This is a genomic window from Pseudomonas sp. JDS28PS106, from assembly GCF_036706555.1.
Lineage (GTDB): Bacteria > Pseudomonadota > Gammaproteobacteria > Pseudomonadales > Pseudomonadaceae > Aquipseudomonas.
Genome location: NZ_JBAJGT010000001.1, coordinates 229393 through 246408 on the forward strand (window position 1 = coordinate 229393; position 17016 = coordinate 246408).

Sequence of the window (17016 nt, forward strand, 5' to 3'; positions counted from 1 at the left end):
CTCACTCGAATACTTGCTTGAAGCGGCGCTCGGCCAGCTTGCTGCAACCTAGGATGATGATCAGGTTCGCCACCAGCAGGAGCATGGCGATAGCAGCGCCAAGGGGCCAGTTGAGGGTGCCGAGGAACTCGTCGTAGGCGGCTGTCGCGACCACCTTGAGGCGGCGCCCGCCGATGATCGCCGGGGTGGCGAACGCCGAGGCGGCGAGAGCGAAGACGATGATCGAGCCGGACAGTACGCCGGGCATGATCTGCGGCAGGATGATGCGGCGGAACACCGTGGGTCGCGAGGCGCCCAACGACAGGCCCGCCCATTCCACTTGCAGGTCCAGGCGCTGCAGGGTCGCCCATACCGCGATCACCATGAAGGGCACCAGTACGTGGGTCAGGGCAATCACCACGCCGACCTGGGTGAAGAGCATTTTGACCGGCTGGTCGGTGATCCCCAGCGCTTGCAGTGCGTCGTTGATCAGGCCGTTGTTGCCCAGCAGGATCGCCCAGCCCAGGGTGCGCACCACCACCGAAATCAACAGCGGACCAAGCACGATCAACAGAAACAGCGAGCGCCAGCGCGGCGCCATACGGGCGATGATGATGGTCTCCGGCACACCGAGCAGCACGCAGAGCACGGTCACCGCCAGCGCCATGCCGCCGGTGCGCAGGAATATCTGATGGAAGTAGTCGTCCTTGAATACCTCGATGTAATTGCCCAGGCTATAGGCCGGCAGCACGCCTTCGGTGTCGCTGAACAGATTGAGTGACAGCACCCCGGTCAGCAGCAACGGCGCCAGCAGCAGCGCAACGAAGACCAGCAGCGCCGGACCGCTGAGCAGCCAGGGCGCCGCGCCGACATGCTCGGCATCATACCTGGCCATGGGCGACCTCCCGGTCCAGCAGGCGCAGGTCATCATCGAGCCAGTCCAGCCCGACCTCGCTGCCCTCCTCCGGCGGCGGCGCGCCCAGATTGGGCTGGGTCATGTGCACCAGACCCAAGTGGCTTTCCACAGCGATCAGCCACAGGTTGCCGAGAAACACCCGCAGCCGGACCCGACCGTCGAGCCGGCCCGCGCCTACCTGCGTCAAACGGATTTTTTCCGGCCGGATATAAACGTTGACGTCATTGCCCAGCGAGCGGTCTTCGTGGGGTACATGCAGCAGCGTGTCGCGCACCTGAACGTGGCAGCAGCGCGCATTGCGCAACTGCACCGCGCCGGCGAAAGCATTGGTCTTGCCAAGGAACGCCGAGGCAAAAGGTGAATGCGGCCGCTCATAAGCCTCGAACGGTGTATCAATCTGCACGATGCGGCCTTTGTGCATCACCGCGATGCGATCGCTCATGGTCATGGCCTCGACCTGATCATGAGTCACCAGAATCGTGGTGATCCCCAGCTCCCGCTGGATCGCCCGCAGTTCGATGTGCATTTCCTCGCGCAGCTTGGCGTCGAGATTGGACATCGGCTCATCGAGCAGCAGCAGGTTGGGCCGGATCGCCAGGGCCCGCGCGATCGCCACCCGTTGGCGCTGGCCGCCGGAAAGCGCCTTGGGGTAGCGCTCCCCAAGCCCGGCCAGACGCACCAGGTCCAGCGCCTCTTCGACCCGCTTGCCGCGCTCGGCGCGAGGCATACCGCGCATTTCAAGGCCGAAGCTGATGTTCTGCGCCACCGTCATGTGCGGAAACAGCGCGTAGCTCTGAAACACGATGCCCAGCCCGCGCTGTTCGGGCCGCACATGGGTGATGTCGCGGCCGTCCAGCACGATACGACCTTCGGTGGGCTGCACGAAGCCGGCAATCGACTGCAATGTGGTGGTCTTGCCGCAACCCGAGGGACCGAGCAAGGCGATGAATTCGCCATGCCGCACTTCCAAGTTCAAACCGTCGATGGCCTTGAAACTGCCGTAGGTCTTGACGATGCTTTCCAGGGTGAGAAATGCCATGGGCTTGCCACGCAGACACAGGCCTGCGCCTCCGGAAAAGGTTCGGAAAGTTCACAACCGCGGTGAAACGCAGAGTGGCCTAGCGCTCGACGGTACGATTCCAGCGCGTGGTCCATTCGGCCCGCTGCTGATTGATCGTGTCCCAGTCGACCTTGATCAGGGCGTTGACCTTGTCGGGGCCGTAAGGCATACGCGCGGCGAGTTCCGGTGGCAGGCTGACGGTCTGGTTGACCGGCGCGAAGCCGTTTTCCCGAGCCTGGATGGCCTGCACTTCGGGCGACAGCACATGCTGGATGAAGGCCTGGGACAGCTCGGAGTGGGAATTGGGGGTGACGGCGCAGGCCGCGACCTGCAAAGCCACGCCGCCTTCCTTGGGATAGATGAACTTGAGCGGGAAGCCCGTGCCCTGCAAGGCGAACGCGCGTCCGCTGCCGTACACCGCCATCACCACATCGCCGTTCTGCATCATGCTGTCCATCTCGCCGGGCGCCGACACCCAGGCCAGCACGTTCGGCCCGATTTCGTCTTTCAGCGCCTTGAAGCCAGGGTCGATGTTCTTCTCGCTGCCACCGCGCAGGCGGGCCATTTCCACCAGCGTATGCAGACCGTAGGTATTGGTCACCGGCGGCATGCCGAGCAACTGCTGGAAGCGCGGGTCGGTCAGGCTTTCCCAGGAATCGGGTGGCGCCCAGCCGCGTTTTTTGAACGCCTCCTCGTTGTAGCCGATACCGGTGGCGACCACGCCTATGCCAGTGGCTTCAGGACTCAGGCGCGCCAGGGGATACAGATCCTTGTAGACCGGCGCGTCGCTGAGCTTTTCGCACAGCCCCATCTGTAAAGCCTGGTACATCGGGCCGTCGTCCATCATTGCAACGTTGATCTGCTGGCGGCCTTTCTGCGCCTGCAGCTTGGCGAGAGTTTCGGTTGAGTTGCCGGCAACGTAGACCACCTTGACGTTGTGGGCCTTTTCGAATGCGGGGATGACGCGGTTCTTGTACATCTGTTCGGTCGAGCCGCCGACGCCTGCAACGTACAGCGTGGTTTCAGCGACGGCGCCGCCAGCGTGCAAGCCGGCAAGCGCCAGCGCAACCGACGCGGCGATGCGGCTGAAGGGACGAAACGGCTGTGCTGCTGGGGAAAGGTTCAGGCTATTCACAGACTATCTCCGAAGTGCATGGGGGCAGATCGAACAATGCGTCAGTGGCTCCGGCACGGACCGGAGTCAGGCATGCGAGGCATGCACCCGGCTATCCTCTCCGGGCTGCGCATCTTGACGTGCGCTAGGGCGTTGCGGGTTCGAGTATTGCGACAGCCAGTCCATATGGTCAAATACGGATATCCGGGTTAGTTATTCATATTCGATATGGAGAAGCACCATGAACCTGAGGCAGATCGAAGCCTTTCGCAACGTCATGCGCCTTGGCTCCATGACCGAGGCGGCGGACGTGCTGTATACCTCGCAGCCCAATATCAGCCGACTGATTGCCCAGCTTGAATTAAGCACTGGGCTGACGCTGTTCAAGCGCGCCGGGGTGCGCCTGATCCCGACTCAGGAAGGCCAGGCGTTCTTTCAGGAGGTCGAACGCGCCTATGTGGGCCTCGACAGTCTCAAGCTGTCGGCCAAGAACATTCGCAATCTTGGCACCGGCCGCCTGCGCGTGGCGGCCGTGCCCTCCACGGGTCTGAGCATGATCCCCCGGGTGCTCAAGACCTTCACCGAATCGCGACCTGAACTCACGGTTTCGTTGCATGTGAACTCGTCGTCGACCGTCGAGCAGTGGGTGAAACCGCAGTTCTGCGATATCGGCATCGTGGTTCATCCCGGCGACGGCGCGGGCCAGGAAGCCGAGCAACTGGCTGAGGTAGCCGCCGTGTGCGTATTGCCCGCTTCGCACCGGCTGGCCCGCCGCAAGCGCATCACCTTCAGCGATCTGGAGGGCGAAGCCTTTGTTTCGCTGTGCCACGGCGACGGAACCCGCTCGCTGGTGGACGGCCTGTTCGAGCAGGCCGGCGTCGAACGGGTGATGGCCGTGGAAGCGCAGTACAGCGCCATCAACTGCGAGATGGTCGCGCTGGGCATGGGCGTGACCCTGGCGCATCCGCTGGTGGCCCGCGACTACCTGCATCGCGACGTGGTGGTGCTGCCGTTCAAGCCCGACATTCTGTTCCCCACCTATGTGATCTGGCCGACACATCAGGCCAGAACCCGGTTGGCCGAGGAGTTCGTCGAGACGCTTAGAGGGTTCTACCGTGACAGCTTTGCTGCCGGGTGAGCGGTGCGGGATTGTCTAGCTGCCGCTGTGTGCCAACTCGCGGATAAATCCGCTCCTACACAATTTGTGCTTTCGTAGGAGCGGATTCATCCGCGATCACCCGCGAAGCGGCAACATCGGCGCTGTCATTCTCGGAACCCGCATCAACGGCGACGCGTCATACCTGTTCAGATGACACAAGGAACGCCCTATGCCTTCTCGCCAACCGCCCGCTTCCACCCCCGATCAACCTCGGGACACGGGCTTCGTCCGGGTGCGAGGCGCCCGGGAGCACAACCTGCGCAACGTCGATGTGGAAATCCCGCGGGATGCGCTGGTGGTCTTTACCGGCGTGTCGGGATCGGGCAAGTCATCGCTGGCATTCTCGACGCTCTATGCCGAGGCGCAGCGGCGTTATTTCGAATCCGTGGCGCCCTATGCACGCCGACTGATCGACCAGGTGGGTGTGCCCGATGTGGATGCCATTGAGGGCCTGCCGCCCGCCGTCGCCCTTCAGCAGCAACGCGGCACGCCCGGCGCGCGGTCATCGGTCGGCAGCGTGACGACGCTGTCCAGCCTGATCCGCATGTTGTACTCCCGCGCCGGCAGTTATCCCGCCGACCAGCCGATGTTGTATGCCGAGGACTTTTCCCCCAACACCCCGCAAGGCGCGTGTCCGGAATGTCATGGATTGGGCCGGGTCTACGAAGTGACCGAAGACAGCATGGTTCCAGACCCCTCGCTGACCATTCGCGAGCGAGCGGTGGCCGCCTGGCCAATGGCCTGGCAGGGACAGAATCTGCGAGACATTCTGGTGACGCTGGGCTATGACGTCGATGTGCCCTGGCGCGACCTGCCGAAGAAACAGCGCGACTGGATTCTGTTTACCGAAGAGACGCCCACGGTGCCGGTCTATGCCGGCTTGACCCCGACCCAGACCCGTGCGGCGCTGAAACAGAAACTCGAACCCAGCTACCAGGGCACCTTCAGCGGCGCGCGGCGCTACCTGATGCACACCTTCATGCATTCCCAGAGCGCGCAGATGCGCAAACGGGTCTCCCGGTTCATGCGCGCCAGCCCTTGCCCGACCTGCGACGGCAAACGCCTCAAGCGCGAAGCCCTGACCGTGACCTTCGCCGGGCTGGACATCGCCGAACTGTCGCAGATGCCGTTGCTCGATCTGGCACAGGTGCTGCGCGAAGTCGCCGCTGACGAGTATGCCCGACAACCGGAAGAAGCCGGATCAGTCCTCACTCACCAGCAGACCCGCGAAGCCCGCGCCCAGCGTGCGGCCAGGGGCGAGAACCCGCATGCCGGCGGCCCTGATGCCCGCCATACGCCGAACCTTTCGGTGGAGAAACGCCTGGCGGCTCAGCGCATCGCGATCGAATTGCTGGAGCGCATCGGCACACTCATCGACCTGGGCCTGGGTTATCTGGCGCTGGAGCGCAGCACGCCGACCCTGTCGTCCGGCGAGCTGCAGCGCCTGCGTCTCGCGACACAGCTCAATTCCCAGCTGTTCGGCGTGATCTACGTGCTGGACGAACCTTCGGCGGGCTTGCACCCGGCCGACAGCGAAGCCCTGTACGAGGCCCTGCAGCGCCTCAAGACAGCGGGCAACTCGGTATTCGTCGTCGAGCACGATCTGGACACCATGCGCCGCGCCGACTGGCTGGTGGATGTCGGCCCCGACGCCGGTGAACAGGGTGGCCGCATTTTGTACAGCGGGCCACCGGCCGGGCTGGAACAGGTAAGCGAGTCGCGCACCCGCGCCTACCTCTTCGCGCAGCAGGCGCCCCTGGCCCGTGCTCCGCGCTCGCCCCAGGCCTGGCTGCGACTGGAAGGCATTACTCGCAACAATCTCGATAACCTGAGCGCGGAGTTTCCGCTGGGCTGCTTCACCTCGGTCACCGGCATTTCCGGTTCGGGTAAATCGAGCCTGGTCAGTCAGGCTCTTCTGGATCTGGTGGGCACGCATCTGGGCCAGACGCCCGATCCTGCGGAATCTGACGAGCCGAATCTTGAGGATGAGCCGGTTCAGGCGAGCGGCGGATGCATTGCCGCCGGTCTTGAACACATCAAGCGATTGGTTCAGGTCGACCAGAAACCCATCGGCCGGACGCCGCGCTCCAACCTGGCGACCTACACCGGGCTGTTCGACCACGTGCGCAAACTGTTCGCTGCAACCGAGCAGGCCCGCGAGCTGGGCTTCGACGCCGGCCGTTTCTCCTTCAACGTCGCCAAGGGCCGTTGCGAAACCTGTGAAGGTGAAGGGTTTGTCAGCGTCGAGCTGCTGTTCATGCCCAGCGTCTACGCCCCCTGCCCCAAATGCCACGGCGCCCGCTACAACGCCGAGACCCTGGCCGTGACCTGGGAAGGCTTGAATATCGCGCAAGTCCTCGGACTGACTGTTGATCAGGCCGCTCAGACCTTCGCCGGGCAGCCGGCCACCAGCCGTACGCTGCAAGTGCTCAAGGACATCGGGCTGGGCTATTTGCGTCTGGGCCAGCCCGCCACCGAGTTGTCGGGAGGCGAAGCACAGCGCATCAAACTGGCAACCGAACTGCAACGCCAGGCCCGTGGCGCCACGCTGTACGTGCTGGACGAACCCACCAACGGCCTGCATCCCCAGGACATCGACCGTCTGCTGGTGCAGCTCAACCGCCTGGTCGATGGCGGGCATACGGTGGTGGTTGTTGAGCATGACATGCGGGTCGCGGCCCAGAGTGACTGGGTCATTGATATAGGTCCGGGCGCCGGAAACGCTGGCGGCAAGATCGTGGCCTGCGGACCGCCCGCTGACGTCGCGCAAAGCGGTGGCAGCCGCACCGCGTCTTTCCTGGCAAAGGCTTTGTAGACGTGCCGGGTTGCGTGTCGTCAAGAGCCTCTTACGCTATAGGCCAGCGTGCCACTCTTGCGCCGCCGTTTCGGGCGGCGGACCCGAACGAGGAACTGTGCAATGATCGATTCCACCTATACACCCCCTTCCGTATGGACACCGCCGACCTCCAGCGGAGGAAAGTTCGCTTCCATCAACAGTGACACGGCCGGTGCCCGCTTCGAACGCGAGCTGCCCAAGGGCTCGCGCCCTCTTCAGCTCTACTCCCTGGCGACACCCAATGGCATCAAGGTGTCCATTCTGCTCGAAGAGCTGCTGGCGGCAGGCATCGAGGGCGCGCAGTACGACGCGCACCGGATCGACATCGGTGAGGGCGATCAGTTTTCCTCGGGCTTCGTGGCGATCAACCCCAACTCCAAGATCCCGGCCCTTGTCGACAATACCCACGGACAGGCGCTGCCGGTGTTCGAATCCGGGGCGATCCTGCTGCATCTGGCGGAGAAATTCGGGCAATTCATTCCCGGCGGCAGTGCCCGTACCGAATGTCTGTCGTGGCTGTTCTGGCAAGTCGGAAGTGGTCCCTACGTGGGCGGCGGCTTCGGTCATTTCTATGTCTACGCCCCCGAGAAACTGCGCTACCCCATTGATCGCTTCACCATGGAAACCAAACGCCAGCTCAGTCTGCTGGACCAGCATCTGGAGCAGCGCCGCTATATCTGCGGCAACGAATACAGCATCGCCGACATGGCGATCTGGCCTTGGTACGGCGCGCTGGTGCTCAATCAGGTGTACAACGCTGCCGAGTTCCTGAGTGCCGAGAGCTATCGGCATGTCATGCGCTGGGCGAAGGAGATTCAGGCGCGAGAAGCTGTGCAGCGCGGGGTAAAAGTGCTGGCAGGCTGAATCGGGGGGCCGACGTCGGCCACCGGTGTCAGAGCGTCAAAAGCTCCTGATGGAGTGCATCGAGAAACACTCTGACCCGGACCGGTATATGCCGCCGGGTCGGCATGACGGCCCACACCGAAAGCTTTTCCATGGAAGCGTCCGTCAGATGGATCTGTTCGAGGGATCCGTCGCGAAGCTGCCGGAATACGTCCCAATGAGTGAGCATCGCCAGGCCCAGCCCCTGAATGGCCGCAGCCCGCACTGCGTCGACGCTGGTGGTGTTGACCCGCCCGTTTACCCGCAGCCGCTGCAATCGTTCACCTTGCACGAACGGCCAGCGCGGCACAGCTTGCAACAAAATGCAGGAGTGAGCCTGCAAGTGCTCCAGGGTCGTCGGGCGTCCGTGTCTGTTCAGGTACGCCGGTGAAGCGCAGAGCACTCGCGGGTTGCTGGCGATGCGCCGCGCCACCAGCTCGGAATCTTCAAGGGGGGCGATACGCAAGGCCAGATCCAGGCCCAGCCCCGCGATATCGACTTGCCTGTCGGTCAGGTCGAGGTCGACGCGCATTTCCGGGTGCTGGTCCATCAGGCGGCCGAGCAACGGCAGCACGATCGACTGGCCGAAAACGCTGGGCGCTGTCATGCGCAGGACGCCCGAGACCCGCGCGGGCGCGGGACTCAGTTCATTGATGGCGCCCTGCTCGGCCTCGGTCATCACGGTTGCGTAGGGCAAAAACGCTTCTCCCTCGGCTGTCAGCGAGACGGACCGGGTCGTGCGGTGGAACAGCCGTACGCTCAGCTCGTCCTCAAGGGCCGCGATACGGCGCGAGACCTGCATCGGCGCGATATCGAGCTGGCGAGCTGCGGCTGACAGGCTTTGTCGCGAAGCCACTGAGAGGAATATGCGCAGATCGGATATCAGCATCGTTATATCTTCTTTGGTTATGACGGCATCACTTGGCGCTGTCTTGGTCAACGGCCTCCAGACGCCTAGCATGAGCCCATACCGCCAGAACCGGGCAAATTTCAGACCAGACAGCGAGCCTTACATGACAGACTCAACGATGCCGATTCTAACGCCCTTCGATATTCACCGTATGACGCTGCGCAATCGCCTGGCCGTGGCGCCGATGACGCGCGTCTCCGCCACGCCCGAAGGACACGCCACGCCGTTGATGCGCGATTATTACCGGCGCTTCGCGCAGGGCGGTTTCGGACTGATCACCACCGAAGGCCTCTACACCGATCAGGCGTTCTCGCAGGGTTATCTGAACCAGCCTGGCCTGGCCGATGACCAGCAGGCACAATCCTGGTCAGCGATCACCCAAGACTTGCACGCACAGGGTGCCCGGGTTTTCGCGCAGCTGATGCATGCCGGGGCGCTGAGCCAGGGCAACCGCTTTCGCGAACACAGCGTCGCGCCTTCGCCTGTGAAGCCGGCGGGCCGGCAGATGGAGTTCTATTACGGCGAGGGCACTTACGCGGTGCCTCATGAAATCACCGAGGCGCAGATCGAGGAGGTCGTCCAGGGCTTCGTCAAGGCAGCGTCGAGGGCCGTGCGCATCTCCGGTTTCGACGGCATCGAAATCCACGGGGCGAACGGCTATCTGCTCGATCAGTTCCTGACCGCCCACACCAACCTGCGCCGCGACCGCTGGGGCGGTGATATCAGCGGCCGGGTGTCGCTGCTGGCCGAGGTGCTCAAGGCTGTGAAGCAGGAGGTGGGATCGAGCGTACCGGTCGGTATCCGCATCTCGCAGGGCAAGGTCAACGATTTCGCCCACAAGTGGCCAGGCGGCGAGTCGGACGCCGAGGTGATCTTCGCGACACTCGCCCAGGCCGGCGCGGATTTTATTCACGTGACGGAGCATGAGGCGTGGCAGCCCGCGTTCGAACATGCGTCTGAAAGCCTCGTGAAGCTGGCACGCCGCTACGCGCCCGATGTGGTCCTGATTGCCAACGGCGGTCTGCATGATCCGGCGCGGGCGAATCAGGCACTGGACGATGGTGCGGATATCATTGCGCTGGGGCGCGGCGCGCTGAGCAATCCCGATATGCCGCGCCTGTTGGCGACAGATCGGGCGCCGCGGGCGTTCGACAGTGCAATTCTAGGTCCCATCGCCAATATCAAGGACAGCGAGCTGACGGCCTCGATGTGACAGGGGCCAGCGGCGGACGGATCGCCAGCAAGCTGGCTCCTACAGACGTATGATCTGCACCCCAGATGCTGGACATCTGTCCAACATCCGGGGCGCAGATCAGTACGATGCGTCAGCGCGCCAGGGCGCTGCGGATGACGTCGCGCAAGCCATCTTCAGTGAAGGGCTTCTGGATGACGGTGCAGTCGTTGAGGCCCAGCACGTCGGTGTCGGCATAACCCGTTACGAAAACCACCGGCACCGACGGGTTCTTTTCGACGAGCAATGAGGCCAGTTCGCCGCCGGTCATGCCTGGCATCGCGTAGTCGGTCAGGACCAGATCCACGCTCGGCTCGATGCTGTCCAGCGCTTCCGCGCCGCTGCCGGCCTGGATGACGTTCAGACCGAAGGATTCCAGCAGTGCCGCAGTCACCGCCCGCACGCCGGGGTCATCGTCCACCAGCAGGATGGTGGAGCCGGCCACGTCGCGCAGGGTCTGCTGCTGAGACTGCGCCTCGACTGTCGCGCAGTTGTCGCCGCTGACACGAGGCAGGAATACGCTGACGGTGGTGCCCACGTTCAGCGCCGTTTCGATGCGCACCCCGCCGCCGGACTGCTTGGCGAAGCCGAAGACCTGCGCCAGGCCCAGCCCGGAGCCGTGACCGACCTCTTTGGTGGTGAAGAAGGGTTCGAAGACTTTCTGCAGAATCTCGTCGCTCATGCCGGTGCCCGAGTCCGCCATGGAAAACACCACGTAGTTTCCCGGCTCCGGGTCTTCCGGGCGAGTCGGAGCGGTGGTGACGATCTCGTTGTAGGTGCGCAGTTTCAGAGAACCGGTGCCGTGCGCCATGGCGTCTCGAGCGTTGATCGCCAGGTTGAGAATGATCATTTCCGTCTGGGTGGGGTCGGCCGACGCCGTCCACAACTCGGGCGCCAGCGAGGTCTCGATCCAGACCGTCGCGCCCAGCGCCTTGAACAGCAGGCCCTGCATACCCATGATGGTCGCATTGAGATCGACCGGCCGCGGCTGCAGGCGCTGCCTTCGGGAGAACGACAACAGCTGAGCGGTGAGGTTGGCGCCCCGCTCGCCGGCTTCCTTGATGCTTTGCAAACGAGTCGCAAGCTTGTCGAAACGCCCTCGCTCAGCGTCACGGACGGCCAGGCTGGAGCTGGTCAGGATGACTGTCAGCAGGTTGTTGAAATCGTGGGCGACGCCAGCCGTCAGCTGCCCCACCACTTCCAGACGCTGCATTTGCTGCAAGGTGGCCTCGACCCTTTCGCGTTCTTCGATCTGCTCGCGCAGACGCTTGTTGGCCGCCGCCAGTTCTTCGACCACGGCGCGCTCTTCGGTGATATCTCGCACTGCGGCGTACATCAGGCCGTTTTCCGGCACGATGGTCCATGACAGCCAGCGGTAGTCGCCGCTGGCATGGCGCATGCGATTGACGAATCGGGTCGAGACATTACCTTCGGCAATGCTGCGGGTTTCCCGGACAGTGGCATCCAGGTCCTCGGGATGAACGAGCTCCCACAACCGGATGCTGCCGAGGGTTTCCCGCGGCCATCCCAGCGCGGCCTCCCAGGCGGGGTTGACGGTGATCGGCGTCATGTCGAAGCGCAGTACGCCCAGCAACTCCCGGGACAACTCCCAGGTCCGGTCCCGTTCGCGCGTACGCTGCTGGACCCGCTCACCCAGGGTTTCAGTCAGCTCGACCAGTTCCTGGGTAGCGACCCGGCGCTCGCTGACGTCCTGGACCACCCCGCTGAATCGTACGCACTGACCATCCTTGAACAGCGAGCGGCCGTTGGAATTGAGCCAGCGGACCCGACCACCGGACAGCATGACCCGGTATTCGGCGTGGAACGCGCCCTCCTCGCTCAGCGCCTGATCGACCCGGGCCTGCAACATCTGGCGATCATCGGGGTGGCAGCGCTCCACCACATCGGCAATGCTCAACACCCCTGCGGCCGGCAACTCATAGAGTTCGCGACAGCGCTCGTCCCAGATCACTTCCTGCGCGGAAATGTTGACTTCCCAGACACCCATGGCGGCCGCTTCGATGGCGAGCCGGGCACGGACTTCCAGTTCTTCCAGCGCGTTTTCCGCGGCATGACGCTTTTCCCGCTCGCGGACTTCCAGCACCGCGCGCCTCACCGCCTTGGGCAGTACCTTGAGGTTCTGCTTGAGCACGTAGTCCACCGCACCCAGGCGCATGGTTTCCACCGCCTGCTGTTCGCCGAACATGCCGGACAGGAAGATGAACGGCGTTTGCGGCGACAGCTGCTTGGCGACTTCCAGCACCTCGATGCCCGAGGACGACGGCAGCAGCACGTCACAGACAATGACGTCAAAGCTCTGCGCCGTGAGCGCACGGCGTGCGTGCTCGTGGTCGTAGACCACCGTCGGCTCGACGCGCATCCCGCTTGACTCAAGGGTCAGCAACGTCAACTCGACGTCATGAACACTGTCTTCGACCAGCAGGATTTTCACGTTCGCAAGAGGCATGTCGGTAGCAGGCTCGGTCGCGGTCATCGAGGGGGTCAGGATTTGGGACGTCGCGGCACACGCATCGACCCGGCTGGCGGCTCGTTGTGTAGGGCCCAGAACACGCCCAGGTCAGAGATCGCGCTGACGAATTCCTTGAACTGCACCGGCTTGACCACGTAGGCGTTGACGCCGAGTTGATAGGCGCGATCCAGATCAGGCTCTTCACGCGAAGAGGTCAGCATGACCACCGGAATGCTGCGCAGCGAGGCGGTTTCACGAATGGTTTCCAGCACTTGCAGACCGTCGACCTTGGGCAATTTCAGGTCGAGCAACAGGACGGCCGGATTGCCTTCCTCACGGTGGGCGAAGTCGTTGCGGCGCAGCAGATAGTCCAGCGCCTCGGACCCGTCCCGCACCACGACAATGTCGTTGGCAAGATTACTGCGCTCCAGCGCGATCAGCGCGAGCTCCAGGTCGTTGGGATTGTCTTCTACCAGAAGGATTGGTTTTAGCATCGAGCTCTCGTCTTAAGAGGGTATTTCCCGGAAGGGTCAGCCGGCAGACGCCCTCAGGAGGTCGGCCGAAGCGTACGCTTGGGCAGTGAAATATGGAAGGCGGCGCCTTTGCCGACTTCTCCCTGGGCCCAGACAGTCCCGCCATGACGCTCGATGATGCGTCTGACATTGGCGAGGCCTATCCCCGTGCCCTCGAATTCCTCCATGCGGTGCAGACGCTGGAATACGCCGAACAGCTTGCCGACATACTGCATGTCGAAACCGACCCCATTGTCCCGCACACTGATGACCGTCTCGCTGTCGCGGTCCTCGACCTCGACTTCGATGACCGCCACCGGCCGCTTGCGCGTGTATTTGATGGCATTGGCAATGAGGTTGCGCATCGCCAGATGCAGGAACGCCGGGTCCGCCACCACCTTGGGCAGCGCGTCGATACGCCAGTCGATCTCGCGCCCTTCGTAGTCGGGGCGCATCTCCAGCTGAATGGAGGTTACCAGCGCCGACAGATTCACATCGGTGAAGCGCATGGCGCTGCGGCCCATCTGGGAAAAGCTCAGAAGATTGTCGACCAGGGTTCCAGCGAATCGCGCGGACTGCTCGATGGTGCCGAGAAACCGGACCCCGCGCTCGGACAGGTTGGAGCCTTCGATTTCCGCCAGCAGCTCGGCATAACCTGCGATATGGCGCAGCGGCGCGCGCAGATCGTGAGATACGCTGTAGGAGAATGCCTCAAGCTCTTTGTTCGAGCGTTCCAGGTCTTCGGACAGTTGGGCCAGCTCTTCGGCCTTGCGCAACACGATGCCGAGGATCGCCAGACGCAATTCCTGGACGCCTTCGATCTCGCTCTCATTCCAGGGCGTGGAAAAGCCTCCCACGACCTGCTGCCACTGGGCGAAGCTCTCGCGCGGGCTCAGCGAGCCGCTTTCGGTGATCGTCTTTTCCGGGCGCCCGGCCCAGTTGACGACGTGGGACTGCTCGGGCCTGAACCAGATCAGGTAATTGGGATGGATCTCTGAGATCGACACCGCGAGAATGCCGCTGGCGACCGGGTCCAGACCGCTCACCCCCGGGACGTCACGGCCGGCGTTATCAGTGTGAAAGACATCGTCCTCGCGCTGGCTCAGCCAGTTCGCCAAGGCCATGACCTGAGCGCTCGCCGGGGTGTTGCCGTACAGCTCGCAACCCGAACTGGAGACGACCGCAGCGCCCGCCGCGCCAACGAAATTGACGAAGACATCCGGAAGGCTGCGCACGCCGAGCACAACGCTGTCCTGATCGGCGATGGCACCGAGCAGTTGCACGATGCGCTGGCGGATGCCGAGCAAACGTTCGCTGCGCAGGTGATTCTCGCGACTCTCGACCTGTAGCGAAAGCACCCTGCCAAGCAGTTCGCACGCCGAACGGATATGAAAACTCACCGAACGAGGCGCGTTGTGATGGCAGGAAACCAGCCCCCAGAGCTTGCCTTCCACCACGATGGACACCGACATGGAGGCCCAGGTCTGCATGTTACGCATGTACTGCAAATGGACCGGCGAAACGCTGCGCAAGGTCGAGTAACTCAGGTCCAGCGGCCGGCCGGTTACAGGGTTTTCCCCCGGGATCAGGCGCGCGGGCTGATAACCGGCGTTCTCGATCACGCGGATACGGTTCAGGCAATACAGCTCACGGGCCTGGGCGGGAATGTCGGAGGCCGGGAAACACAGCCCCAGGTAACTCGGATAATCGTCGTCGCGCAGCTCGGCATTGACCAGCCCGTTACCTTCGGCGTCGAACCGATACGCCTTGACCCGGCCAAAGCCGGTCAGGCGCTTGAGCACGCGTACGGCGCGCTCGCACAGCTCGTCCACCGTTTCCAGTTCCGAGGCGGCGGTGATGAATGAACGGAGGATCGGGTACAGACTTGCACCACCGCCCGAGGCGGCGTCCGGGTGCTGGAATTCGGCGATCAGCAGGCCGTCGTGTCGATGCAACATCATCGGCATTGCCTCCGATGACCGCTCACCCACCACAAAGCTCACATCCCCGACGTGATAAGGATGGGTCTGATCTTCCTCCAGCCCTTCGAACTGTGCGATCAGTTGGTCGACGCCCGCTACTACCGCATCGAACCGGTTACCCAACAACGCTTCGTTTTCTACACCCAGCCAGGGGGCAAGATTCTCGCTGACCTGACGGATCGTCAGACCCGGCTCATCGATCACCATCATGAAACCCTGAGGCTGGATGCTGCCGGGAGTACGAATAGGTTCGCGCGCGCAATTCGCCAGCGCGGCCTGGAACGCATCGGGTGTAGCAAAGGTAATCAAAATAGTCCTCCTGGCTGTGGTCGGGTAGAAATCGGAGGCTGGCGGACGCCGCGCGAAACTGCATTTAAAAACCGACCACACAGTAACAAATTCGACGCCGTGAGTTTGGGAAAAGTTTTGAATGTGCCAGCACTTACATTCAGAACCTTCCCCACACCGACCGTACTGTGCGTTGCCAGGAACGCCGGGCAACGCCATCCGGTCATGTCGGGGGAATTCCCCGACGCTGCGGCAGACTAAAAGTTACCCGTATCCCTGTTCGTGAACCACACGGTTGGCGACCCACAAGGGCAGTCGTTATAAGGACATAGAAGTGCCGATCAAACGCGTTTTTTCCCTGACCGCCTGGCTTCAACTCGGTTTTGTCATGGTCTTCCTGGTTTCGGGGTGGGACCCGGTGGACCGCAAGACCTGGCTGATCGAAAACGTCCTGGTGATCCTCGGCGCTGCCGCCGCCTGGCTCTGCAAAAGTCGTTTCTACTGGTCCACACGCTCCTGGGCATTGGTGTTGGCGTTCCTGTGTCTGCACCAGATCGGCACTCACTTCACCTATCCGGAGGTGCCTTACGACGCGTTTGTTTTGGACTGGACCGGAATAGACATCGACGCCCGCGCAGGCTGGGAACGCAACCAGTACGACCGTCTTGTGCACCTGGCCTACGGTCTGCTGACCGCCCTGCCGTTTCGCGAAATCATCGTTGCCAAGTGCCGTCTGCAAGGCGCCTGGGCCTCGCTGATCGCCTGGTCCCTGGTGCTTTCGACCTCGATGCTCTATGAACTGATGGAGTGGATCGGCGGCCAGTACCTGGGCGGCGGCAACTCGTCGTTCGTCGGCGCCCAGGGCGATTTCTGGGATGCGCAGAAAGACATGGCGGTCGCCGCCGCGGGCAGTCTGCTGGTGCTGATATGCAGGGGCCATGCGATCCGGGACCGGCTGGCAGGAAAAAAAACTGTCGCGGCCCGACAGGCTCATTGACCGTCAGAGGCCATCCGACGTCGGCGTGACCGACGTCACTTACATAAGCACCCACGCGGGTCCACAATGCTCGCCTCGCCAGAGGAGACCGAGCATGACACTTGAGCAGATTGCACTGCCCGATGCCGTTCGCTTGCAGGCGGACGGCATCCTGATCGATATAGGCCAGGCCGAAGGCGTGCTGGAACTGGCGCGCCTGGGCGGCATCGTCGAAGGCTTCGCCCTGGGATTGAGCAGCGCGCAGGCGCTGCCCGGAATGGTAGTCGACGCACTGGAGTCCGCACTCACCCGGGCGATCAACGCGAGAATGGCCGCGCTGCGCCAGGCATGATCGCCTTCGGCCTGTGCTGCATCGTCAGTTGGATGACAGCTTCATCAGCACCAGCCCGCTGACGATCAGCACGGCAGCCAGCACGCGCAGGGTATTGACCGGCTCGCCGAGCACGGCGATGCCGACGATGAAGGCTCCCACCGCGCCGATGCCGGTCCAGATGGTATAGGCCGTGCCCAACGGCAGGCTTTTCATCGCCAGTGCCAGCAGGCCGATGCTGGCGAGCATGGCAACGGCGGTGATGATCGTGGGTGTGAGCTTGCTGAAACCTTCAGAGCTTTTCATCGAAAAAGCCCAGACTACTTCCAGTATCCCGGCCAACAGCAGATAAACCCAAGCCATGCTCGGT

14 protein-coding genes are annotated in these 17016 nt (G+C 63.0%); 6 read left to right on the forward strand and 8 right to left on the reverse strand.

Annotation, left to right across the window (positions count from 1 at the left end; genetic code table 11):
* Nucleotide 1: 1 nt before the first annotated feature.
* The 3 genes from TRP66_RS00985 to TRP66_RS00995 form a co-directional block, all read right to left on the reverse strand.
* Complete coding sequence (locus tag TRP66_RS00985) at nucleotides 2-874, reverse strand: ABC transporter permease (protein ID WP_333399448.1); 873 nt, start codon at nucleotides 872-874, stop codon at nucleotides 2-4.
* Nucleotides 861-1934: an ABC transporter ATP-binding protein gene (locus tag TRP66_RS00990; RefSeq protein WP_333399449.1), complete on the reverse strand. Its 1074-nt coding sequence runs from the start codon at nucleotides 1932-1934 to the stop codon at nucleotides 861-863. The genes TRP66_RS00985 and TRP66_RS00990 overlap by 14 nt, the downstream gene beginning before the upstream one ends.
* A 79-nt stretch (nucleotides 1935-2013) precedes the next feature.
* Nucleotides 2014-3090, reverse strand: coding sequence for an ABC transporter substrate-binding protein (locus TRP66_RS00995; protein WP_333399450.1), 1077 nt, complete (start codon nucleotides 3088-3090; stop codon nucleotides 2014-2016).
* 220 nt (nucleotides 3091-3310) lie between these two features.
* Between TRP66_RS00995 and TRP66_RS01000 the strand changes: the two genes are divergently transcribed.
* From TRP66_RS01000 to yghU, 3 genes are all read left to right on the forward strand, one after another.
* A complete protein-coding gene (locus TRP66_RS01000; RefSeq protein ID WP_333399451.1) occupies nucleotides 3311-4207 on the forward strand; it encodes a LysR substrate-binding domain-containing protein in 897 nt (298 codons plus the stop codon).
* Between the two features lie 190 nt (nucleotides 4208-4397).
* The gene (locus tag TRP66_RS01005) at nucleotides 4398-7043 is read left to right on the forward strand and encodes an excinuclease ABC subunit UvrA (RefSeq protein ID WP_333399452.1); all 2646 of its coding nucleotides are present in this window, start codon (nucleotides 4398-4400) and stop codon (nucleotides 7041-7043) included.
* 102 nt (nucleotides 7044-7145) lie between these two features.
* On the forward strand, nucleotides 7146-7928 hold the full coding sequence (gene yghU, locus TRP66_RS01010) for a glutathione-dependent disulfide-bond oxidoreductase (RefSeq protein WP_333399453.1): 783 nt from the start codon (nucleotides 7146-7148) through the stop codon (nucleotides 7926-7928).
* A 28-nt stretch (nucleotides 7929-7956) separates the two neighbouring features.
* Here the strand turns inward: yghU and TRP66_RS01015 are convergent, their stop codons facing one another.
* Nucleotides 7957-8835 (reverse strand): LysR family transcriptional regulator, encoded by an 879-nt coding sequence (locus tag TRP66_RS01015; RefSeq protein ID WP_333399454.1) that lies wholly within the window; start codon nucleotides 8833-8835, stop codon nucleotides 7957-7959.
* Between the two features lie 124 nt (nucleotides 8836-8959).
* Here TRP66_RS01015 and TRP66_RS01020 point away from each other — a divergent pair, with 124 nt between their 5' ends.
* Complete coding sequence (locus tag TRP66_RS01020) at nucleotides 8960-10069, forward strand: NADH:flavin oxidoreductase (protein ID WP_333399455.1); 1110 nt, start codon at nucleotides 8960-8962, stop codon at nucleotides 10067-10069.
* 112 nt (nucleotides 10070-10181) lie between these two features.
* Here TRP66_RS01020 and TRP66_RS01025 read toward each other — a convergent pair whose 3' ends face one another.
* Genes TRP66_RS01025 through TRP66_RS01035 form a run of 3 tightly spaced genes read right to left on the reverse strand, consistent with a single transcriptional unit; the run spans nucleotide 10182 to nucleotide 15360 of the window.
* Nucleotides 10182-12554 carry a response regulator gene (locus tag TRP66_RS01025; protein ID WP_333399881.1) on the reverse strand — a complete coding sequence of 791 codons (2373 nt, stop codon included), beginning with the start codon at nucleotides 12552-12554 and terminating at the stop codon, nucleotides 10182-10184.
* 35 nt (nucleotides 12555-12589) lie between these two features.
* Nucleotides 12590-13051 carry a response regulator gene (locus TRP66_RS01030; RefSeq protein ID WP_333399456.1) on the reverse strand — a complete coding sequence of 154 codons (462 nt, stop codon included), beginning with the start codon at nucleotides 13049-13051 and terminating at the stop codon, nucleotides 12590-12592.
* 53 nt (nucleotides 13052-13104) lie between these two features.
* Nucleotides 13105-15360: an ATP-binding protein gene (locus tag TRP66_RS01035; RefSeq protein ID WP_333399457.1), complete on the reverse strand. Its 2256-nt coding sequence runs from the start codon at nucleotides 15358-15360 to the stop codon at nucleotides 13105-13107.
* 313 nt (nucleotides 15361-15673) lie between these two features.
* On the opposite strand from TRP66_RS01035, the gene TRP66_RS01040 reads away from it, so the two are divergent.
* Nucleotides 15674-16336 carry a DUF2238 domain-containing protein gene (locus tag TRP66_RS01040; protein ID WP_333399458.1) on the forward strand — a complete coding sequence of 221 codons (663 nt, stop codon included), beginning with the start codon at nucleotides 15674-15676 and terminating at the stop codon, nucleotides 16334-16336.
* Between the two features lie 94 nt (nucleotides 16337-16430).
* Nucleotides 16431-16667: a hypothetical protein gene (locus TRP66_RS01045; RefSeq protein ID WP_333399459.1), complete on the forward strand. Its 237-nt coding sequence runs from the start codon at nucleotides 16431-16433 to the stop codon at nucleotides 16665-16667.
* A 24-nt stretch (nucleotides 16668-16691) separates the two neighbouring features.
* Here the strand turns inward: TRP66_RS01045 and TRP66_RS01050 are convergent, their stop codons facing one another.
* On the reverse strand, nucleotides 16692-17009 hold the full coding sequence (locus TRP66_RS01050) for a DMT family transporter (RefSeq protein WP_333399460.1): 318 nt from the start codon (nucleotides 17007-17009) through the stop codon (nucleotides 16692-16694).
* Between the last annotated feature and the right edge of the window lie 7 nt (nucleotides 17010-17016).